A 21436-nucleotide genomic window follows, 5' to 3' on the forward strand; every position below is an offset into this window, starting at 1 on the left:
CCAAGACACTAACCTGAGGATGATGATTCATGCGGTATCAGTATCTGATTAAAAATGTCACGGTGATCGACGGCAGCGGCGGGCCGCAATACCGTGCCGATGTGGCGGTGAAAGACGATCGGATTGCGGCGATCGCACCCGCCATAGAGGCTGAAGCCGAGGTGGTGATCGACGGCCGGGGGCGGGTGCTGTCGCCGGGGTTTATCGACGTACATACTCACGACGACACCAACGTGATCCGCATGCCCGAGATGCTGCCGAAGATATCCCAGGGGGTGACAACGGTGATTGTCGGCAACTGTGGCATCAGCGCTGCCGGGGCGGTAATCAAAACCAGCGTGCCCGATCCGATGAACCTGCTGGGAGAAAAAGCGCATTTCGTTTACCCCACGATTGCCGATTATCGTCAGCAGGTCGAGGCTGCGACGCCGGCGGTGAATGTGGCGACGCTGATCGGGCACACCACGCTGCGCAGTAACCAGATGGACGACCTGTTTCGCCCGGCTAATGCCGAGGAAATCTGCGCCATGCGTGAGCAACTGCGTGCCGCGTTGCAACAGGGCGCTTTGGGTCTGAGTACCGGCCTGGCGTATGCCTCGGCGTTCTCTGCCCCCACGCAAGAGGTGATGGCATTGGCGGAAGAGCTGGCGGGTGAGCAGGGGATTTACATCACTCACCTGCGTTCTGAATTTGAGCCCATACTCGAGGCAATGGAGGAGGCATTCCACATTGGCCGCCATGGCAGGGTGCCGGTGGTGATTTCGCACCACAAATGCGCCGGGGCGAAAAACTGGGGCCGCACGCAGGAAACACTCAAGCTGTTCGACAGGGTGCGCCAGACGCAGGACGTGTCCTGCGACTGTTACCCTTATTCCGCCAGTTCATCGACGCTGGATTTAAAACAGATCACCGATGAGTTCGATATCGTCATCACCTGGTCCGAACCGCACCCGGAAATGGCGGGGCAATCCTTGCGGGACATCGCCGGGGCCTGGTCAATGAGCCTGCATGAGGCCGGCAAACGGCTGATGCCGGCGGGGGCGATTTATTACAACATGGACGAGCAGGATGTGCGCCGGGTATTGCGCTATCCGCTGACCATGGTGGGATCGGATGGCTTGCCGAACGATCCGATGCCGCACCCGCGCCTGTGGGGCGCTTTTCCCCGCGTGCTGGGCCACTACAGCCGCGATGAAGGTTTGTTCCCGCTCACGGTGGCGGTGCACAAAATGAGCGGTATGTCGGCGGCGCGTTATCAGCTGCCGCAGCGTGGGCTGATCAAAACAGGGTACTACGCCGATCTGGTATTGTTTGACGCATTGAAAGTGAAAGACAGCGCGACGTTCAGCCAACCGCAGCAACCCGCCGCAGGGATCGATGCGGTGTGGGTGAACGGCGTACTGAGTTATCAACATCAGGCCGTGACCGGCCTGCGCGCCGGGCGGTTTTTGTGCCGTCAGGGCAACACAATCGACAGGAGCAAGGCATGACGATCAAAAGATACGGCATTGACGGCGGAACCGGAACCGGTGGACAGCATCTGCCCTTTTCCCGCGCGGTAGAAGCCGGTGGCTGGTTGTACATTTCCGGCCAAACGCCGATGAAAGATGGTGAAGTGGTGGAGGGGGGAATTATCGATCAGTCTCGCCTGGCGATCCAAAACTGCCTGGATATTATGGCGGAAGCGGGATATGGCCTGGAAGACGTGGTGCACGTTAAGGTCATTCTGACTGATGCGCGTTACTTCCAGTCATTCAATAAAGTCTTTCGCGAGTTCTTTGCCGCTCACCCCCCGGCACGGATTTGCGCGGTCGCCGATCTGGTGGTGGATTGCAAGGTTGAAGTGGATATCACCTGCTATAACGCCGCACGTATTCCCCGCTAGAGCGCTTGCCGATTAAAGGGGGGGGAAGCCACCCTCAGACCGCAGACAAACCCGCATAAGGGTTAAACCGGTAGGGGTCGAACATGTCGACCCGATTTAACCGATTGATTATGCGATAGGGCGCAGCATGCAGCGCCCTTACTACGAAACTTTGGAGCACTTTGCCAGTGGCCTTAGGGGAAAAATCTCCCTTAATCATCATTTCACCAGGCGGTGGAGCTCCGTGGCGCGAGTCGGTTATTTGCTGACGCGATCGTAGTAGACCATGTCGGCGTTCAGACCCTGCTGATAGCCTTTGACGTTATCGCGCAGCACCACTTCGGTTTTCGCCTGATCGATAAAGACATACGGCGAACTGCGTTGCAGTTCTTGCTGCATGGCAGTGTACAGCGCGCTGCGCTTGGTGGGATCGGCTTCGGCCACCGCCGCCAGCGTTTGCTGGTTCAACTGTGGGATCTGCCAGCCGTTGAGGCCTGCGACCGTGCTGGTCTTGCCGTCGTTATAGGCGAAGGCGCTGGCGTTGGAGTGGGCGTCGAAATAGTCCGGGATCCACAGGCGGATCGCCGCCTGATGCTGTCGGGCGCGTACCCGCGAATAAACCTGGCTGCCGGCGGCCGGCAACAGTTCCACCTTCACGCCGCCTTCGGCAAAGCTGGCCTGCAACGCCTGAGCAATAGTAATAAACGGCGGTTTGTTCTCGACGTCCAGCGTCAGCGAGGCATTGGTGATACCGGCCTTGGCCAGAATGGCCTTGGCTTTGGCCGGATCGAAACTGAACGGATTGTCTTTCAGCGCGCCCGGCAAGCCGACCGGCAGGAAGCTCTGGTGCACAAAATACTGGCCCTTCAGCAGGTCTTTAGTGATGCCCTGATAGTCGATCAGATAGCGCGCCGCTTCCCAGAACGCCGGGTTTTTCAACAGCGGATTGGCAGTATTGCCGGTGTTGAACACCAGGTAATTCTGCTCGGCAGAGGGGATTTCCAGCACCTTCACGCCCGGCTGATTTTTCAGCGCCACGGTTTGGTCCGGGCCCAGTTCGCGCGCCACATCAGCGTCACCTTGCTGGATCAACAGGCGGCGAGTGGCGGAGTCCGGCACGCTTTTAATGATGATGCTTTTCAGCAGTGGCTTGCTGCCCGGCGACGTCGGGTTGGCGTCCAGCACAATCGCCTGATGCGGTTGATAGACGCGCATTTTAAATGGCCCGCTGCCGGCGGAGTGCATTTTCAGCCAGGCATTGCCGTAGTCGCCGTCTTTGGCGTTAGGCTGCACCGCCTTGCTGTCGACGATCGAGGCGATCGGCGTGGAGAGAATATTCAGCGCCACCGCAGGACTGACGTTCGCCGTCCAGCTCAGTTGCAGGCTGTGGTCGTCGATTTTTTTCAGCTGTGCGTCGATGTTGTCCGGCTGCCAGCCGAGAACGTTGAGGATAAACGCCGGTGACTTGTTCATCTTCACCGCGCGGCTAAAGGAAAAGATCACGTCATCGGCAGTCAGCGGGTTGCCGGAGGCGAAGGTCGCCTGCGGACGCAGTTTGATGGTCAGGGTTTTGGCCGCGGCGTTGCCCTGCCAGCTTTCCGCCAGCACCGGTTCCACTTTCGCCGGATCGTCGCGATCCGCCTGCACCAGCCGCTGATACAGGCTTGGGACGGTCTGGATACTCGACAGCTCGTTGGCTTCCGCCGGATCCAGGCTGACGATATCGTCGAGCGATTGCACGACCACCAGCGTATTGGGCGGGGTGGCGGCCAGCGCGGAGGAGGACAGGGCGGCAAGCATTAATAGCGGCAGGACTTTGGCTTTCATCGATGTTTTCCCTTGAATGTACGGCAAGAAATTATTGTTATCGTTTGTTTTCACGGCGTTTTCGCCGCCAGAATGCCACGGTAGAGTCTTTGTCGGCGGCTGACAAAGGCCAATCGGCTATTTGATATGCTTAAAATATATTAGACGGAAAAGGCGGGAGGGGGACGCAGCGTGCTGGATCACTGCGCCCCGGCAATGCAGATTAAAACGTTTCGCTCAGGGTGGCGACCATCACCGCCTTGATGGTGTGCAGGCGGTTCTCGGCCTGATCGAACACCACGCTGTGTGCAGATTCGAACACCTCATCGGTGACTTCCATGCCGCCGTGCAGCCCGTATTGTTCGGCCATTTGCTTACCGAGCGTGGTCTGGTCGTCGTGAAACGCCGGCAGGCAGTGCAGGAATTTGACGTTCGGGTTACCGGTCAGTTTCACCATCGCCATATTGACCTGATAAGGCTTCAGCAGCGCGATACGCTCCTGCCAGGTTTCTTTCGGCTCGCCCATCGATACCCACACGTCGGTATACAGAAAGTCCGCGTCCTTCACCCCTTCGGCAATGTCTTCGGTCAGGGTGATCTTGGCGCCGGTCTGTTTTGCCAATGCCTGGCACTCTGCCACCAGCTCCGGCTGTGGCCAGCAGGCCTTCGGCGCCACCAGTCGCAGGTCCATGCCTGCCAAGGCGGCAGCTTCCAGCAGGGTGTTGCCCATGTTGTTGCGGGTGTCGCCAAGGTAGGCGAGCTTCACCTCGCTCAGCGGCTTGCCCGGTAGGTGCTCCTGTACGGTCAGCAGATCCGCCAGCAACTGGGTCGGGTGGAACTCGTTGGTCAACCCGTTCCACACCGGTACGCCGGCATGGTTGGCCAGGGTTTCCACCAGCGCCTGACCATAACCGCGGTATTGAATACCGTCATACATCCGGCCCAGCACCCGGGCGGTGTCTTTCATCGACTCTTTATGGCCGATCTGGCTGCCGCTTGGGCCCAGATAGGTGACCTGAGCACCCTGATCGAAAGCGGCAACTTCGAAAGAGCATCGGGTACGGGTCGAGTCTTTTTCGAAGATGAGCGCAATGTTTTTGCCCTGCAGGTGGCGTTTTTCCTGGCCTTTCCGCTTGGCCTGCTTTAACTCGGCCGAAAGCTGCAGCAGCGCCTGAAGCTCCGCCGGGGTGAAATCCATTAACCTTAGGAAGTGACGTTTGTAGAACGGTTTTATGCTACTCATTGCCGTGTATCCTGATTGTTGTTATTGAATTAAAATTCACTTTATATGTATGAATATTCAATTTCAACCCCGTGGGAGAAATCTTTCACGTTTATCGTGGAAGCAATGCCGACGGTGTGTGAAAATAGAAGGAATACAGGCCATTTGACTTGAGGATATAGGCATGGCAAACCGCGAACAGCTAGAAGAACAACGTGAAGAGACCCGCCTGATCATCGAAGAACTGCTGGAAGACGGCAGCGATCCGGAAGCGCTCTACACTATCGAACACCACCTTTCTGCTGAGAAGTTTGAAGTGCTGGAGCAGGCCGCCGTTGAAGCCTTCAAGTTGGGCTACGAAGTGACCGACGCCGAAGAGCTGGAAGTGGAAGACGGTACCCTGGTGATGTGCTGTGACGTGATCAGCGAAATCGGTCTCAACGCCGAGTTGATCGACACTCAGGTAGAGCAGCTGGTGGCGTTGGCGGCACGTTGCGGCGTCAACTACGACGGTTGGGGCACCTACTTTGAAGATCCGAACGGCGAAGAAGGTGACGACGACGAAGAAGAAGGTGACTTCATCGACGAAGACGACGACGGTAAACGCCATTAATTAATCTTGTGGGCCGGCGCTCGCCGGCCCCGCCTATCCCGCCGTTTTTCAAGCCGCAGCGCTAGCTGTAACTTGAAATGCACAGGGCAGTTGAAGCAGATGAAATACCAATCCCTGTTAGCCCCCATTTTAAACTTCCTGCATTGCGAAACCCCAGACGCCTGGATCGACGCCGCCCGTCGTCCGGAAAACCTGCCGCTGTTGCTGACCGACCATATGGTGTGCGAGCTGAAAGCGGCGCAAACCGGCATGTGGCTAATCCGCCGTTACGTGGCAGACAAGGAGAGCGGTGATGCCTTGTTGGCGCTGCTAAGGCCTTATGAAGCGTTTCTGCATGAAGCGCAGGGCGTGCCGGAAGCCTTGTTCCAGCAAAACAATTTCACCCGCAAGATCTTGCCTAAGAACGGCTCGGCCTACGGCCAGGATCTGGCGGACAAGATGGTGTTGCTGATCAAAGAAGAGCTGCATCATTTCTCGCAGGTGCTGGAGATCATGCTGGCGCGGCAGATCCCGTATAAAAAGATCACCGCCAGCCGCTATGCCAAAGGCATGATCCGCGAGATCCGCACCCACGATCCGGCCACGCTGATTGATAAGCTGATTTGCGGTGCCTATATCGAAGCCCGCTCCTGCGAGCGTTTTGCCCGGTTGGCACCGTATCTGGACGACGAGTTAAACCGTTTCTACGTTTCGCTGCTGCGCTCCGAAGCGCGCCACTATCAGGATTACCTGCAGCTTGCCGAACAGATAGCCGGTGGCGACATCAGTGAGCGGGTGGCCCATTTCGGCCGCATTGAAGCAGAGCTTATCCAAACGCCGGACAGCGAGTTCCGCTTCCACAGCGGCGTGCCCGCCTTCGCCTGATAGCCGGGCGCCCGCGCAACTCAGTTACGCCGATGCGCCCAGCAGCAAATCCACCGCTTTTTCCGCCAGCATAATGGTCGGCGCATTGGTATTGCCGCTGGTGACCTGCGGCATCACCGAGCAGTCGATCACCCGCAGTCGCTCAAAACCGTGCACCCGCAGTTGCAGATCTGTCACCGAGTCCTGCGGCGATTGGCCCATGCGGCAACTGCCTACCGGGTGATACACCGTCTTGCAGAAGTTGCGCACAAACTCCTCCAACTGGGCGTCATCGTTCAACCACACCGGCTGCGGCATCAGCAGATCTTTGATCAGCGGCTTGAGGGCCGCGGTTTGCAGGAAGCGCAGGCCGAATTTCACCGCGCGCACGCTGCCGGCCAGATCCTCCGGATGGCCGAGGTAATTGGCGTGCAGCTTCACCGGATCGCGCGGATCGCGGCTGCGCAGCAGGACTTCCCCTCGCGCCTTGGGCTGCAGATAACCGACCTTGAGCGTGAAACCGTGGATATTGGGCAGCGGTTCGCCGGGCACGTCGTCCCAGCTGTCGAGCATCGGCAGGAAGTGGATTTGCACGTCGGGCCGGCCGTCACCCTGGCTGTCGGTGAAGGCGGCGCCTTCCAGTACGTTGGAGCTCAGCACGCCGCTGCGAAACGCCAGCCATTCGGTGCCGTGGCGTAGCGCCTGCAGCCCGCGATCGGCACCGTAGAGGCTGATCGGTTGCCGGGTGCTGACGTTGATCGACATATGCAGGTGATCGTGGAAGTTCTTGCCCACCGGCAGATCGGCGAGCGGGGTTATGCCCAACTGTTGCAGATGTTCGCGTGGCCCAATGCCTGACAGCATCAGGATCTTCGGCGATCCTACCGCGCCGGCGCTGAGGATCACTTCCTTTGCCGCATGCGCGGTGACTTCTGTACCGCCGTTTTGGCTATACACCACGCCGGTGGCGACGTTGTTGTCCAATACCACTCGGTGCACCAGCGCATTCAGTTTCACCACCAGACGTTGGTCGTTGCGCACCGCTTTCAGGTAGGTGCGTGCAGTGCTGGCGCGCTCGCCGTTATGGGTGGTGGTCTGGTAGAAGCCGACGCCGTGCTGGCTGTCGCCGTTGAAATCGTTGCGGTAGGGCAGGTCCAGCTCCTGGCCGGCGCGGATAAACGCCATGCTGAGCGGGTGTCGGTAGCGGTTCTCGCTGACCGGCAGCAGGCCCTCACCGCCGTGATAAGCGTCGGACAGGCTCTCGTTGGCCTCGGCACGTTTGAAATAGGGCAGCACGTCCTGATACCCCCAGCCGACGCAGCCGTAACGTTCGGCCCACTCGTCGTAATCCTGCCGCTGGCCACGAATATAGATCATGCCGTTGACCGAGCTGCTGCCGCCCAACACCTTGCCCTGGGCGATCTGCATGCGGCGGTTGTTGGCGTGCGGCTCGGGTTCGGTTTCGTAGGGCCAGCTTTTTTTGGCGATGATTTTCGCCACGCCGGCCGGCATCTTGATGAATAAATTATTGTCGTCGCCACCGGCTTCCAGCAGTAACACCCGCGCCTGAGTGCGGCGGATCAACTGCGCTGCCAGTACGCAGCCGGCGGAACCTGCGCCGACAATGATGTAATCAAAAGCGTTTTCCGACATGACTGCTCCCTGTGCGATTACGGCATGAGCCTGTCATGGCAGAGTATCGCAAGCGGGCGGTAGGTCAATTTTAAATCGTTAATTTGTTAATGAATATCACATAAATTGTTTTTAATTTTTATCAACTAATTGATTTTAATATATAAAAAATAAAATGTTCATATTAATATTTTTTGTGGTTTGCGCGACCGTGACGATACCGGGGCGAAAAATACGCGGTGATAAATATCCGGCGCATTGTTTCTAAACGGAATATTAAATATGAGATTTATCCGAGCGGGAAAGAGGATGTCAGCACAAAAATGCTGCTATATGATGAGCCACTCTGTGGTTGGATAAGATATTAAGAAATATGGACATTTCGATTAATAAATCTAATTATTTAAAAGGGATTGCCATCATATTGATGCTGATCCATCACCTGTTTGCCTACCCGATCCGAATTAGCCCGGATATCCCGGTCTATCATATTGTTAACAGCGTTGATCTTGAAATGTATCTTGGTCTGTTCGGCAAGATTTGCGTTTCGATGTTTCTGTTTCTGTCCGGTTACGGGTTTGCGCTGAAAAAAGAAGTGTCGTTTCACTATATCTGGGGAAAGCTGAAGAATTTATATATCAGCTATTGGATAGTGTTATTTATCTTTGTCCCTATCGGCATTTTCTTCTTTCCCGGAGAAAGATATAGCCTTTCCCTGCCGCTGTTTCTCGAAAACCTGATTGGCATTAAATCCACGTATAACAGCGAGTGGTGGTTCTTCAAACTCTATGTGCTGTACGTGCTTTCTCTGCCGCTGTTATCACGGCTGAATATCTACCCTTTACTGGGGCTGCTGGTTCTGGCGGCGCTGTGCGGCAGAGGGCTACAGTATTTCGCCTGGGCGCCTGAAATCGTGATCGAATATTGCACCTGGCTGCTGCCTTTCGGCTTTGGCATGGTGTTTGGCCGCAGCAAGCAAATGCTGGCGGACTTCTGGCTGTCGAAGCTGATTGTTACCCTGAGCCGCACCCATCCGCTGATCTTGCTGATGGTGACGGTGGCGGTGTTTATCGTCGCCCATAATCCGGGGCTGCTGCTGGTGACGCCGCTGTTTATCATCGCGATGATGAAAACCGCAGACGGGCTGGGCAGCACGGTGAATCGGGTGGTGGGCGAGCTGGGCAAGCATTCGATGTACATGTGGCTGACCCACAGCTTCTACTGCTATTACTTTACCCAAAAGCTGATTTTTGCGCCGCGCTATACGCCGCTGATCCTGCTGCTGCTGATTGTGGTGTCCTACCTGACCAGCCTGGTGCTGAGCCGGATTGAGCTGGCGATCAAGGGCAGGGTAACGGCGTAGGGAGGCTGAATACTGCGCCCGTGATGACCGCGGGCGCAGCAGCAAGATTAAAGCGTTTTCAGCATGGTGACTTCGCAGTCGACGTGGCCAGTGGTGCCCATGGCGTGGTCGATATGTTCGAAGCCCAGATGCTCGTACAGGCCGATGGCCTGCGTCAGGCTGGCGGTGGTTTCCAAATAACAACAGCGGAAGCCCTGTTGACGGGCAAACTCCAGTGCCTGCAGCGCCAGGCGTTTTGCCAGGCCCTGGCCGCGTAAAACCGGCAGGAAATACATTTTCTGTAATTCGCAAATATCGTCGTCACCGCCCTGCAGCGGGGCCACGCCGCCACCGCCGGCAATCCGGCCATCGACTTCTATCACCCAATAAGCGCTGCGGGGCAGGCTGTAGAGCTGATACAAGACGTCCAGATTGGGGTCGGAAACGGTATAGCCTTTGTCCGCCGTCAGGCCGTGCTCGGCAGAGACTTCGCGAATGACATTAGCAATAGCGGCGTTGTCGTCAGCCGTTATTGGGCGCACCAGAAGACGTACTGGGGTTGCTGTTGTCATAGTTACACTCGCCATAAAAAGAACCCGAAGGGTTCCGGAATATCGTTTTTTGTGCAGACAAAAACGCGCCGGGTTTATATCCCGGCGGCGTCCATGCAGCAATATCTTGTAATAACATCTAAAGCGGGCCGGATGCAACGGCGATAAAAAAACAGCGGGGAAATCCCCGCTGTTTTTCAACTGTGGCAGTGAACCGAAAGATTACAGCGCGGCGATGGTCGCCTGCTGTTCCTGCAGCTTCACTTTGCCTTCTTTGCAGGCTGCCAGACGTTCGCGCTCTTTGGCGACCACGGCTTCCGGCGCGCGCGCCACAAAGCCTTCGTTGGCCAGCTTGCCTTCGATCGAGGCGATTTCTGCATCCAGCTTGCCCATCTCTTTCGACAGACGCGCGATTTCGGCGTCTTTATCGATAAAGCCGGCCATAGGGATCAGCAGCTCGGCACCGTCCACCAGTTTGGTGACCGATACCGGGCCTTTGTCACCCGCAGGCAGCAGGGCGATAGACTCCAGACGCGCCAGACGCTCGATAAAGCTCTGGTTCTCCTGCACGCGACGCTGGGCGTCAGCACTGCAGTTACGCAGCAGCACTTCCAGCTGTTTGCTCGGGGCGATGTTCATCTCGGCGCGGATGTTACGCACCGCGGTGATCGCCTGCTTGATCCACTCCAGGTCGTTCAGCGCCTGCGCGTCTTCCAACGCGGCGTCGTACTCTGGGAAGGGTTGCAGCATGATGGTGTCTGCGGTTTCGCCGGTCAGGGTTTTCACGCGCTGCCAGATGGTTTCGGTAATGAACGGGATCACCGGATGCGCCAGACGCAGCAGGGCTTCCAGCACGGTGATCAGCGTGTGGCGGGTGCCGCGCTGTTCCGCTTCGCTGCCGTTGCTCACGACCGGCTTGGTCAGCTCCAGGTACCAGTCGCAGAACTGGTTCCAGGTGAATTCGTACAGGATGTTGGCGGCCAGATCGAAGCGGTAGGTGTCCAGCGCTTCGCGGTATGCCTTCACCGTACGGTTGAATTCGGCCAGGATCCAGCGGTCCGCCAGCGACAGCACTTTCTCGCCGCCGTTGAAGCCGCAGTCCTGACCTTCCGCGTTCATCAGTACGAAGCGGCTGGCGTTCCACAGCTTGTTACAGAAGTTGCGGTAGCCTTCCAGGCGCTTCATGTCCCAGTTGATGTCACGGCCGGTAGAGGCCAGCGCCGCCAGGGTGAAGCGCAGGGCGTCGGTGCCGTGCGGCTCGATGCCGTTCGGGAACTGCTTCTCGGTGCGCTTGCGGATTTTCTCCGCCAGCTGCGGCTGCATCATGTTGCCGGTGCGCTTTTCCAGCAGGTCTTCCAGCGAGATGCCGTCAACCATGTCCAGCGGGTCGATCACGTTGCCTTTCGACTTGGACATCTTCTGCCCTTCGTCGTCGCGGATCAGGCCGGTCATGTAGACCGTCTTGAACGGAACCTGCGGCTTGCCGTTTTCGTCCTTCATGAAGTGCATGGTCAGCATGATCATGCGCGCAATCCAGAAGAAGATAATGTCGAAGCCGCTGACCATCACGCTGGTCGGATGGAAGGTTTTCAGCGCGTCGGTCTGCTCTGGCCAGCCCAGGGTAGAGAAGGTCCACAGGCCGGAAGAGAACCAGGTGTCCAGCACGTCTTCGTCCTGAGTCAGCACCACGTCGGCACCCAGGTTGTTTTCGCTGCGTACTTCTTCTTCGCTGCGGCCAACGTAGACTTTGCCGTTCACGTCGTACCAGGCCGGGATACGGTGACCCCACCACAGCTGACGAGAGATACACCAGTCCTGAATGTCGCGCATCCAGCTGAAGTACATGTTTTCGTACTGCTTCGGCACGAACTGAATTTCGCCTTGCTCAACCGCTTCCACCGCCACTTTCGCCAGCGGGGCGGTACGCACGTACCATTGGTCGGTCAGCATAGGTTCGATCACCACGCCGCCGCGGTCGCCGTAAGGCACCGTCAGGTCGTGCGGTTTGATCTCTTCCAGTAAACCCAGCTCTTCAAAGGCGGCAACCACCGCTTTACGCGCCGCGAAACGCTCCAGGCCACGGAACTGGGCTGGGATTTCGTTGCAGTAATCGCTGCACACTTCGCCGAGGGTGTTGAACACTTCAGCTTCCTGACGGATATCGCCGTCGAAAGTCAGGATGTTGATCATCGGCAGGCCGTGACGTTTACCGACTTCGTAGTCGTTAAAGTCGTGCGCCGGGGTGATTTTCACGCAGCCGGTGCCTTTTTCCATGTCGGCGTGCTCGTCACCGACGATGCGGATGCGACGGCCCACCAGCGGCAGAATGATTTCTTTGCCGATCAAGTCCTTGTAGCGCGGATCTTCCGGGTTTACCGCAACGCCGGTATCACCGAGCACGGTTTCCGGACGGGTGGTGGCGACCACCAGGTAATCTTTGCCTTCGGCGGTTTTGGCACCGTCAGCCAGCGGGTAGCGCAGGTGCCACATGGAGCCTTTGGACTCGCGGTTTTCCACTTCCAGATCGGAGATGGCGGTGCGCAGTTTCGGATCCCAGTTCACCAGGCGTTTGCCGCGGTAGATCAGATCTTCTTTGTGCAGGCGGACAAACACTTCACGTACCGCGTTGGACAGGCCTTCGTCCATGGTGAAGCGCTCGCGCTCCCAGTCCACGGAGTTGCCCAGGCGACGCATCTGGCGGGTGATGGTGCCGCCGGATTCCGCTTTCCACTGCCAGATTTTGTCGATGAACGCATCGCGGCCATAGTCATGGCGAGTTTTGTTTTCTTCTGCGGCGATCTTGCGCTCAACCACCATCTGGGTGGCGATACCGGCATGGTCGGTACCGGCCTGCCACAGGGTGTTTTTACCCTGCATGCGCTGGTAACGGATCATGGTGTCCATGATGGTCTGCTGGAAGGCGTGACCCATGTGCAGGCTGCCGGTGACGTTCGGCGGCGGGATCATGATGCAGAAGCTTTCCTGGCTGGTATCACCGTTTGGCTTGAAGTAACCCTGGTTTTCCCAGTGATCGTACAGCTTCTGTTCGATCTCTTTCGGGTCGTATGCGGTATCGAGATGACTGTTTGTCTTTTCCATTTTATATCGTTGTTCAGTGAGTTGGCGGCGTTGCCGTGGTCAAATGGAAGCCGACGCTGCGATAAGCTTTATATCGGTCGCGCGCCAACTGTTTTAAGGTGTCTTCGTAAGGGACGAAGTCTACCACTTCATGGAAAGCAGTAGCAAAATCTGCAAACTGCGGCAGCAGGGCGATCAGCAGATCGCGCGGTGAGTTGCCGCGTTTGCCGGGCCAGCACAGCTCGACCGGGGCACCGTAGTGCGGCCCTTCGCCGGCCAGATTGTGCGGCACGAACTGGTGCGGATCGCGCTGCCACAGCGCTTCGTCCAACCGCTGGGCCTGTTCCTGGCTTTCGCAGGCGATCAACACCCGCTTGCCGGAGCGCCAGCGTTCGGCGGCAACGGCGCAGGCCACGGCCTCATGCGCGCTGAGCGCACCTGCCGGTTCCGCGTGTTCGAGTAAATAGAACGTTGCCTGTTTCATGATCTGATTCACCGCTGCCAATAAAAAATGTAGGGGCACAGCATGCTGTGCCCCTCGGGATTATACCTGAATTACCGCTCAGATTTAATCGTCGCCGTTCAGCCCCGCGCGATTGAGCAGGAACTGAGACAGCAAGGCTACCGGACGGCCGGTTGCGCCTTTGGCCTTGCCGGAACGCCAGGCGGTGCCGGCGATATCCAGGTGCGCCCAGCTGTACTTGCGGGTAAAGCGCGACAGGAAGCAGGCTGCGGTGATAGCCCCGCCCGGACGGCCGCCAATGTTCGCCATATCGGCAAAATTGGAGTCCAGCTGCTCGTAGTACTCGTCGGACATCGGCAAGCGCCACGCGCGGTCACCGGCCTGTTCGGACGCGCCGATCAGTTCGTGTGCCAGCGGGTTGTGGTTCGACATCAGACCGGTGATGTGGTGGCCCAGCGCGATCACGCAGGCGCCGGTCAGGGTGGCAACGTCAATCACCAGCTCCGGATCGAAACGCTCAACGTAGGTCAGGGTGTCGCACAGCACCAGGCGGCCTTCGGCGTCGGTGTTCAACACCTCGACGGTCTGGCCGGACATGGTGGTCAGCACGTCGCCCGGACGATAAGCGCTGCCGCCCGGCATGTTTTCACAGCCGGCCAGTACGCCGATCACGTTCAGCGGCAGGTTCAGTTCCGCCACCACGCGCATCACGCCGTACACGGTGGCAGCGCCACACATGTCGTACTTCATCTCGTCCATGCTGTCGGCAGGTTTGATCGAGATACCGCCGGAGTCGAAGGTTAGCCCTTTACCCACCAGCACAATCGGCTTGGCGTCCGGGTTCGGGTTGCCTTTATATTCCATCACCGACATCAGCGATTCGTTCTGCGACCCTGCGCCAACCGCCAGATAGGCGTTCATCCCCAGCTCTTTCATCTGCTGTTCGCCGATGACGCGGGTGGTGATGTTGGTGCTGAAGGCATCCGCCAACTGACGAGCCTGAGAGGCCAGGTAGCCGGCGTTACAGATGTTCGGCGGCATATTGCCGAGATCTTTCGCTGCCTTGATACCGGAAGAGACGGCCAGACCGTGCTGGATAGCGCGTTCACCGCTGGTGAGCTCACGGCGGGTCGGCACGTTGAACACCATTTTGCGCAGCGGACGGCGCGGCTCCACTTTATTGCTTTTCAGCTGATCGAAGGTGTAGAGCGTTTCTTTTGCGGTTTCCACCGCCTGGCGCACCTTCCAGTAAGTGTTGCGGCCTTTCACGTGCAGCTCGGTCAGGAAGCAGACCGCTTCCATGGAGCCGGTATCGTTAAGGGTATTGATGGTTTTTTGAATCACCTGTTTGTACTGGCGTTCATCGAGCTCGCGCTCTTTGCCACAGCCAATCAACAGGATGCGTTCGGAGAGAATGTTAGGCACATGGTGCAGCAGTAACGTCTGCCCGACTTTACCTTCCAGTTCGCCACGGCGCAGCAAAGCGCTGATATAACCATCACTGATTTTGTCGAGTTGTTCTGCGATAGGGGACAAGCGGCGCGGTTCGAAAACGCCGACTACAATACAGGCACTGCGCTGTTTTTCCGGGCTACCGCTTTTTACACTGAACTCCATGCACTCTCCTGAATCTTAAAGACAAAGGCAGGCGCTACGGCTAGAATAACGTACTCCGTAACGATCTCCCGCCATTGAGTTAACTAACTATGTTAACCTGAACGGCGTAAATTGCTCTGTTTTGGCGACTATAAGTAAGTTCCTATAGGACACCCAAATGCTAGATGTTGTAATACTATTTTAGCTGTGTTGGTTGCCATATGATGAGAATAAATGGCGGATTAGCGATGAAACTATCGATTTTCCTGCAAAAAGACAAGTTTTCACAGGCGTAATAAGCGTGATCATCATAAGATATCTGGTACGGGAAACGCTAAAGAGCCAAATCGCGATCCTTTTCATCCTGCTTCTGATCTTCTTTTGTCAGAACCTGGTCAAGGTGTTAGGCGATGCGGTGGACGGCGATGTCCCGACAAATTTAGTCCTTTCATTGCTCGCATTGGGTGTGCCGAAGATGGCGCAGCTAATCCTGCCGTTAAGCCTGTTTCTCGGCTTATTGATGACGCTTGGGCGGCTGTATACCGACAGCGAAATCACCGTGATGCATGCCTGCGGGCTGGGTAAACGCACCCTGATTATCGCCGCGATGGTGCTGGCGCTGATCACCTCCGCCGTGGCGGCGGTCAACGTGTTCTGGGCCGGGCCCATGGCCTCGCGCTATCAGGACGTGGTAATCAGCGAAGCCAAAGCCAACCCCAGCATCGCCGGGTTGGCGGAAGGGCAGTTCAAACCTTCGCAAGACGGCAACGCAGTGCTGTTTATCGGCAACGTAAAAGGCAGCACCTTCAACGACGTGTTCCTGGCGCAACTGCGGCCGAACGGCAACCAACGCCCATCCGTGGTGGTGGCTGAGCATGGCCAGATCAACCAGATGAAAGACGGTTCGCAGGTGGTGACGCTGGACAAGGGCACCCGCTTCGAAGGCACCGCGCTGCTGCGTGACTTCCGCATTACCGATTTCAACGACTATAAAGCCGTGGTCGGCCACCGCACGGTCGCCGTGGACGGCAACCAGGCCGAGCAGATGTCGATGCAGACGCTGCTGGAGTCTGACGACCCGGACGCGCGCGCCGAGTTCCACTGGCGCCTGACGCTGGTGCTTTCCGTGGTGATCATGGCGCTGTTGGTGGTACCGCTCAGCGTGGTCAACCCACGCCAGGGCCGCGTGCTCAGCATGCTGCCGGCCATCCTGCTGTATTTGATTTTCTTCCTGCTGCAGACGTCGCTGCGTTCCAACGGCGGCAAGGGCAAACTGGACCCGATGATATGGCTTTGGGTGGTCAACGCGGCGTACTTTGCGATCGCGCTGGCGCTAAACCTGTGGGATACGGTGCCGATGCGTAAGCTGCGTGCACGCCTGAGAGGAGCGGCCTGATGTTTGGCGTTTTAGACCGATATATCGGTAAGACGATTTTCAACACCATCATCATGACGTTGTTCATGCTGGTGTCGCTTTCCGGCATCATCAAGTTCGTCGACCAGCTGCGTAAAGTGGGCCAGGGCGAGTACACGGCGCTGAGCGCCGGGATGTTTACCCTGCTGAGCGTACCGAAAGACATCGAGATCTTCTTCCCGATGGCGGCGCTGCTGGGCGCACTGCTCGGGCTGGGGCAACTGGCGACGCGCAGTGAACTGGTGGTGATGCAGGCTTCCGGCTTTACCCGCATGCAGATCGCCGGCTCGGTGATGAAAACCGCTATCCCGCTGGTGCTGTTGACCATGGCGATTGGCGAGTGGGTGGCACCGCAGGGCGACCAGATGGCGCGCAACTACCGCGCGCAGCAGATGTACGGCGGCTCGCTGCTTTCCACCAAAAACGGCCTGTGGGCGAAGGACGGCAACGACTTCATCTACATCGAGCGCGTGGCGGGCGAGAAAGAGCTTTCCGGCGTCAACATCTACCACTTCAACGACCAGCGCAGGCTGGAGACGGTGCGCTATGCCGCCACCGCCAGCTTTGAAGACGGCGTGTGGAAGCTTTCGCAGGTGGATACCTCCGACCTGACCAATGAAAAGCAGGTGACCGGCACCCAGACGCTGACAGGCGAATGGAAAACCAACCTGACCCCGGACAAACTGGGCGTGGTAGCGCTGGACCCAACCTCGCTTTCGATCAGCGGCCTGCACAACTACGTGAAGTACCTGAAACAGAGTGGCCAGGAAGCCAACCGCTATCAGCTGAACATGTGGAGCAAAGTGTTCTCGCCGCTTTCCGTCGCGGTGATGATGCTGATGGCGCTGTCGTTCATCTTCGGGCCGCTGCGCAGTGTGCCGATGGGCGTGCGTGTGGTGACCGGTATCAGCTTCGGCTTCCTGTTCTACGTGCTGGACCAGATATTCGGCCCGCTGAGCCTGGTGTACAACATGCCGCCGGTACTGGGCGCGTTGCTGCCAAGCATGCTGTTCCTGCTGATCAGCGTGTATATGCTGCTAAAACGCAAGTAGCGGCACGACAGACGATTTAAAAGGCGTAGCCATGCGGTTACGCCTTTTTTGTTTCTGGGAACTCTGCAGCGCGCTACTGCTGATAATGCTATGCACAGTGCACATTATCGTCGATATCATCCGTAGGGGCGCTGCACGCCGCGCCCGTGCCGTTTGCCACAGTTATACCCGATGATATGCGTAGAGGCGCCGCATACCGTGCCAGTGCCGTTTACCACAGTTATCCCCGATGTCATCCGTAGGGGCGCCGCATGCCGTGCCCGTGCCGTTTGCCACAGTTATCCCCGATAGACACGCCATACTCGCCCAAAAAACGAACCCAATGTGACCCCGGCGACGATTTTTTCAGCACTTAACTCATTGAACAACGGATAAGTGTTGCACGTGGATCGCTGAAAGGTATAATGCACCCGTTTTCCGCATACTACTTGCAGTGCCGAAGTGGCGAAATCGGTAGACGCAGTTGATTCAAAATCAACCGTAGAGATACGTGCCGGTTCGAGTCCGGCCTTCGGCACCATTAGTACAGCGCGAACAAGAAGCCACCGAAAGGTGGTTTTTTTGTGCCTGAAATTTGGCATGGTGGAGTGCCCCCGTTCCGGTAGACAGTTTTTGTCCTCGCGGCGAGGCCTTTTTGAAGGCCTCAGGGCTGACGCCACCGAGATGGCTATGGTGCCGGGTACGGCTGTAGCACACTTCAATGTAATCGAAGATATCCACCCGGGCCATGCCCTGATTTTTATAGTGAGTTAACCCAACGGGCAGGAAAACTCTCGGCAGTGCAATCAATTTATGCAGGCAAGCTACGCTGCATATCCAGATAGGTCGATAAAAATGACCTTTTTAAACCTAATCCCCCAACGTGTTTATGACAGCGGCATATTCCGACTCTGTGTCGATGAAATTCGTTTTTTTAAACATATGGCTGGGATAGATCCAGGGTATCGACAGGTTCCGGTGATATATCGATAAAATGCAATTTTTTAAACATGATGGCGTGACATGTTTATGGCATCGACATAAGATGGCTATATGTCGATGAAAACGGTTTTTATAAACATATGAACTGGGATCCTGAAACTCCTTACAACGATTTGCCGATACTGCCGCCCGATCTGGAGCGTGTTGAAACGCGCAATGTACTCAAAGCGTGCATAAGTGCGCGCGTAGCGATCGCAGAGTTGAAAACTGCAGGTGAGCTGATCCCCGATCAAGGTTTACTGATAAATATCCTTCCTATGCTGGAAGCGAAAGACTCTTCGCGCATTGAGAATATCGTGACTACCAGCGATCAGCTCTTCCAGTATGCAGATCGCGCAGATGGTGCAGATCCGGCCACCAAGGAAGCGCTGCGCTATCGTACAGCACTTTATGATGGCTACACCCACCTTGAGGCTTATCCGCTCTGTACAAACACCGCGATAACTCTCTGTACCAAATTACGCGCAGTGCAAACCGATATCAGGAAAACGCCGGGTACGGTATTGCGCGATCAGAACAAAAACGCGGTGTACACCCCCCCCGTGGGTGAAGACGCTATTCGTGACTTACTGGCGAATTGGGAGCGATTCATACACGGCGATGATGATTTAGATCCACTAGTAAAAATGGCTATTGCGCACTATCAGTTTGAGTGCATTCATCCCTTTCCTGACGGGAACGGGCGAACGGGCCGTATCCTGAATATCTTGTATTTGATTCAGACTGGGCTGCTTTCGCTGCCTATTCTGTATTTATCTCACTTCATCCTGGAGCGGCGTGACGATTACTACATGCTCCTGCGCAGGGTGACAGAAGAGGGGGATTGGGAATCATGGATCTTGTTTATGCTGGAGGCGGTAGAGAATACGTCTCGGTGGACGACTGACAAGATATCGATTGTGCGGGCATTGATGGCAGAAACCACAGAATATGTGCGCGAGAAGCTGCCGAAAATTTACACCCATGAACTTATCCAGGTGCTTTTTGCGCAGCCGTATTGCCGGATCGATAACCTTGTGGAACGCGGTGTAGCCAAGCGCCAGACGGCATCAACGTATCTTAAGCAACTGGTAGAAATTGGTATTCTGGAGGAAATGAGAGTTGGCCGTGAAAAGCTGTATATCAACACCAGGCTGCTACAGGAATTGAATCAGTAGTTATATACCCATTAAGGTAGGGGCAACGACCTACCCGTGCTCAATAAGTGGGGGGAGTTCACGGTCACCCCTCAATTAAAGAATGCGCAGAAAGCGGTTATCCCCAATTTAACCGCGTTGCCGCACCTCGTCATTGGCACTTTTGCAGGCACGTCTCGCAGTGCCCTAAACGCTCATTTCTATCCAAGAGATACTGGACTAACCGGGAGTGATGATTATCATGTTATCGATACTACCGATCCAGAGAGCGTGTTATGCAACATATCATTGAAGGTTTCCTCAGCTTCCAGAAAGAGATTTTCCCACAGCGTAAGGAACTCTTCCGCAGCCTTGCCTCCAGCCAGAACCCTAAAGCGCTTTTTATTTCGTGTTCTGACAGCCGCCTGGTACCCGAGCTTGTGACACAGCAAGACCCGGGGCAGCTTTTCGTTATCCGTAACGCAGGCAATATCGTTCCTTCCTTTGGCCCGGAACCGGGCGGGGTGTCTGCGACCATCGAATACGCGGTGGTGGCATTGGGCGTCACGGATATCGTGATTTGCGGCCACTCGAACTGCGGCGCCATGAAGGCGATAGCTTCTTGCCAGTGCCTTGACCCGATGCCGGCAGTGGCCCACTGGCTGCATTATGCTGACGCCGCCAAAGCGGTGGTAGAGAAGAAAACCTGGGATAACGAAATCGACAAAGTTAACGCTATGGTCGAAGAGAACGTCATCGCCCAGCTAAATAACATTAAGACTCACCCATCCGTGGCCGTGGGCCTGCGCAACAATGGCCTGCGTCTGCACGGCTGGGTGTACGACATCGAAAGTGGCGAGATCCGCACGCTGGATAAAAATACGAAGAATTTCGTGTCACTGGCGGATAACCCCGCAGTTCACTTCGAATAAAGCGATGTTTGGCTTTAGCTATGAAATTCAATCCACGTTTCGGCGTGGATTTTTTTAGGGGCAGATCTAAATAATCATGTCCGCTTTTGATACTCACTAAAAGCCATAGCAGATCCCACGATATGGCGAGGGCATCTATCCTCTATAGGGGGTAATATTTGCTTTATCCGTTATAGGGGATAATACTCATTTCATCCGCTTGGGAGGATAAAATGAAAATCACCTCGGCACAGATGCTGGCGCATACATTACGCAACGAGCGTAAAAAGCGTAACCAAAGCCAAAGCAAAACCGCTGACAGTGTTGGGTTAAAACAGGCGACGGTTTCCGCGTTTGAAAACAACCCGGACGGTACCCGGCTGGAGACGTTGTTCAAACTGCTTGCTGCGCTGGACTTGGAACTGCAGGTCACCCCGCGTGGCAAGCCGGTCGATCCCAAGACCTGGGATCAGGAGTGGTGAGCATGGAAAAGCTACGCGTGGCGCTGAATGGTACTGTTGTAGGGACGCTGGAAAAGCATGCAGGCGGCGCGATGTCGTTTGTTTACCACGAGGAGTGGCTGACACAAGCCGGTGCGCGCGCCATATCGTTATCCCTGCCGCTACAACCAGAACCATTCCGCGGTGATGTGGTGTATAACTTTTTTCGACAATTCATTATTCGCTAGAAAAAATCTGCGATTCTCAGCTTATGTGCGGATTCCTCACATGCTAGGCATGGGTCACAACACGACGCCTTTGATTGATTTTTGTACTAGCGCAACTATCACCTGACTATTTTGCGGGATAGGAAAGATGCTGGTAGAAATGCACAACTCTTTAGGGAGTTATAGAGTTTTATCGGTACCATCTAGCCATCGTCAAAGTCTTTTTTATTCATCCGACATGAGCAATAACAAATCCAGATGAAATAGATACCCAATGTTTGTCTGA

Annotated in this window: 18 protein-coding genes, 1 tRNA gene and 1 pseudogene; 12 read left to right on the forward strand and 8 right to left on the reverse strand. The window is 56.2% G+C overall.

Annotated features, from left to right (window positions below; all coding sequences use genetic code 11):
• The first annotated feature begins 29 nt into the window (after positions 1-29).
• Positions 30-1490: an amidohydrolase family protein gene (locus EBA31_RS01520; RefSeq protein WP_122076839.1), complete on the forward strand. Its 1461-nt coding sequence runs from the start codon at positions 30-32 to the stop codon at positions 1488-1490.
• On the forward strand, positions 1487-1885 hold the full coding sequence (locus EBA31_RS01525; protein WP_020825011.1) for a RidA family protein: 399 nt from the start codon (positions 1487-1489) through the stop codon (positions 1883-1885). The genes EBA31_RS01520 and EBA31_RS01525 overlap by 4 nt, the downstream gene beginning before the upstream one ends.
• A gap of 237 nt (positions 1886-2122) precedes the next feature.
• Here EBA31_RS01525 and EBA31_RS01530 read toward each other — a convergent pair whose 3' ends face one another.
• Positions 2123-3691 (reverse strand): ABC transporter substrate-binding protein, encoded by a 1569-nt coding sequence (locus tag EBA31_RS01530; RefSeq protein WP_122076842.1) that lies wholly within the window; start codon positions 3689-3691, stop codon positions 2123-2125.
• Between the two features lie 202 nt (positions 3692-3893).
• A complete protein-coding gene (gene argF / locus EBA31_RS01535; RefSeq protein ID WP_122076846.1) occupies positions 3894-4913 on the reverse strand; it encodes an ornithine carbamoyltransferase in 1020 nt (339 codons plus the stop codon).
• Between the two features lie 163 nt (positions 4914-5076).
• Between argF and rraB the strand changes: the two genes are divergently transcribed.
• Together rraB and miaE are read left to right on the forward strand one after the other, a co-directional pair.
• The gene (gene rraB / locus EBA31_RS01540; protein ID WP_020825014.1) at positions 5077-5505 is read left to right on the forward strand and encodes a ribonuclease E inhibitor RraB; all 429 of its coding nucleotides are present in this window, start codon (positions 5077-5079) and stop codon (positions 5503-5505) included.
• Between the two features lie 99 nt (positions 5506-5604).
• Positions 5605-6369, forward strand: a complete 765-nt coding sequence (gene miaE / locus EBA31_RS01545; RefSeq protein ID WP_122076850.1) for a tRNA isopentenyl-2-thiomethyl-A-37 hydroxylase MiaE — start codon at positions 5605-5607, stop codon at positions 6367-6369.
• Positions 6370-6393: 24 nt separating this feature from the next.
• Here miaE and EBA31_RS01550 read toward each other — a convergent pair whose 3' ends face one another.
• Positions 6394-8001 carry a GMC family oxidoreductase gene (locus EBA31_RS01550; RefSeq protein ID WP_122076854.1) on the reverse strand — a complete coding sequence of 536 codons (1608 nt, stop codon included), beginning with the start codon at positions 7999-8001 and terminating at the stop codon, positions 6394-6396.
• A 352-nt stretch (positions 8002-8353) separates the two neighbouring features.
• Here EBA31_RS01550 and EBA31_RS01555 point away from each other — a divergent pair, with 352 nt between their 5' ends.
• Positions 8354-9343: an acyltransferase gene (locus tag EBA31_RS01555; protein ID WP_122076857.1), complete on the forward strand. Its 990-nt coding sequence runs from the start codon at positions 8354-8356 to the stop codon at positions 9341-9343.
• 47 nt (positions 9344-9390) lie between these two features.
• On the opposite strand, the gene EBA31_RS01560 is transcribed toward EBA31_RS01555, so the two are convergent.
• The 4 genes from EBA31_RS01560 to pepA form a co-directional block, all read right to left on the reverse strand.
• Entirely contained in the window at positions 9391-9894 is a 504-nt protein-coding gene (locus tag EBA31_RS01560) for a GNAT family N-acetyltransferase (protein WP_044554020.1), read from the reverse strand.
• Positions 9895-10095: 201 nt separating this feature from the next.
• A complete protein-coding gene (locus tag EBA31_RS01565; protein WP_122076860.1) occupies positions 10096-12972 on the reverse strand; it encodes a valine--tRNA ligase in 2877 nt (958 codons plus the stop codon).
• Positions 12973-12985: 13 nt separating this feature from the next.
• On the reverse strand, positions 12986-13435 hold the full coding sequence (locus EBA31_RS01570) for a DNA polymerase III subunit chi (RefSeq protein ID WP_044554261.1): 450 nt from the start codon (positions 13433-13435) through the stop codon (positions 12986-12988).
• Between the two features lie 84 nt (positions 13436-13519).
• Complete coding sequence (gene pepA / locus EBA31_RS01575; RefSeq protein WP_044554022.1) at positions 13520-15031, reverse strand: leucyl aminopeptidase; 1512 nt, start codon at positions 15029-15031, stop codon at positions 13520-13522.
• 280 nt (positions 15032-15311) lie between these two features.
• Between pepA and lptF the strand changes: the two genes are divergently transcribed.
• The 3 genes from lptF to EBA31_RS01590 all read left to right on the forward strand — a co-directional run bounded on the left by lptF (position 15312) and on the right by EBA31_RS01590 (position 17996).
• A complete protein-coding gene (lptF, locus tag EBA31_RS01580) occupies positions 15312-16406 on the forward strand; it encodes an LPS export ABC transporter permease LptF (RefSeq protein ID WP_020825021.1) in 1095 nt (364 codons plus the stop codon).
• The gene (lptG, locus tag EBA31_RS01585) at positions 16406-17476 is read left to right on the forward strand and encodes an LPS export ABC transporter permease LptG (protein WP_020825022.1); all 1071 of its coding nucleotides are present in this window, start codon (positions 16406-16408) and stop codon (positions 17474-17476) included. The genes lptF and lptG overlap by 1 nt, the downstream gene beginning before the upstream one ends.
• Before the next feature lie 435 nt (positions 17477-17911).
• Positions 17912-17996 (forward strand) — tRNA-Leu (locus EBA31_RS01590).
• Positions 17997-18100: 104 nt separating this feature from the next.
• Here the strand turns inward: EBA31_RS01590 and EBA31_RS01595 are convergent.
• Positions 18101-18202, reverse strand: a pseudogene (locus EBA31_RS01595) (IS3 family transposase); the annotation flags it as partial.
• A 335-nt stretch (positions 18203-18537) separates the two neighbouring features.
• Between EBA31_RS01595 and fic the strand changes: the two are divergent.
• The 4 genes from fic (at position 18538) to EBA31_RS01615 (ending at position 21171) form a co-directional block, all read left to right on the forward strand.
• A complete protein-coding gene (gene fic, locus EBA31_RS01600; protein WP_122076864.1) occupies positions 18538-19614 on the forward strand; it encodes a protein adenylyltransferase Fic in 1077 nt (358 codons plus the stop codon).
• A gap of 254 nt (positions 19615-19868) precedes the next feature.
• Positions 19869-20504, forward strand: coding sequence for a carbonic anhydrase (locus EBA31_RS01605; RefSeq protein WP_012005022.1), 636 nt, complete (start codon positions 19869-19871; stop codon positions 20502-20504).
• 212 nt (positions 20505-20716) lie between these two features.
• Positions 20717-20965 (forward strand): helix-turn-helix domain-containing protein, encoded by a 249-nt coding sequence (locus EBA31_RS01610; RefSeq protein ID WP_012005023.1) that lies wholly within the window; start codon positions 20717-20719, stop codon positions 20963-20965.
• A gap of 2 nt (positions 20966-20967) precedes the next feature.
• Positions 20968-21171 carry a HipA N-terminal domain-containing protein gene (locus EBA31_RS01615; RefSeq protein WP_122076868.1) on the forward strand — a complete coding sequence of 68 codons (204 nt, stop codon included), beginning with the start codon at positions 20968-20970 and terminating at the stop codon, positions 21169-21171.
• The last annotated feature ends 265 nt before the right edge of the window (positions 21172-21436 follow it).

It is taken from the genome of Serratia sp. P2ACOL2 (assembly GCF_003691565.1).
Lineage (GTDB): Bacteria > Pseudomonadota > Gammaproteobacteria > Enterobacterales > Enterobacteriaceae > Serratia > Serratia liquefaciens.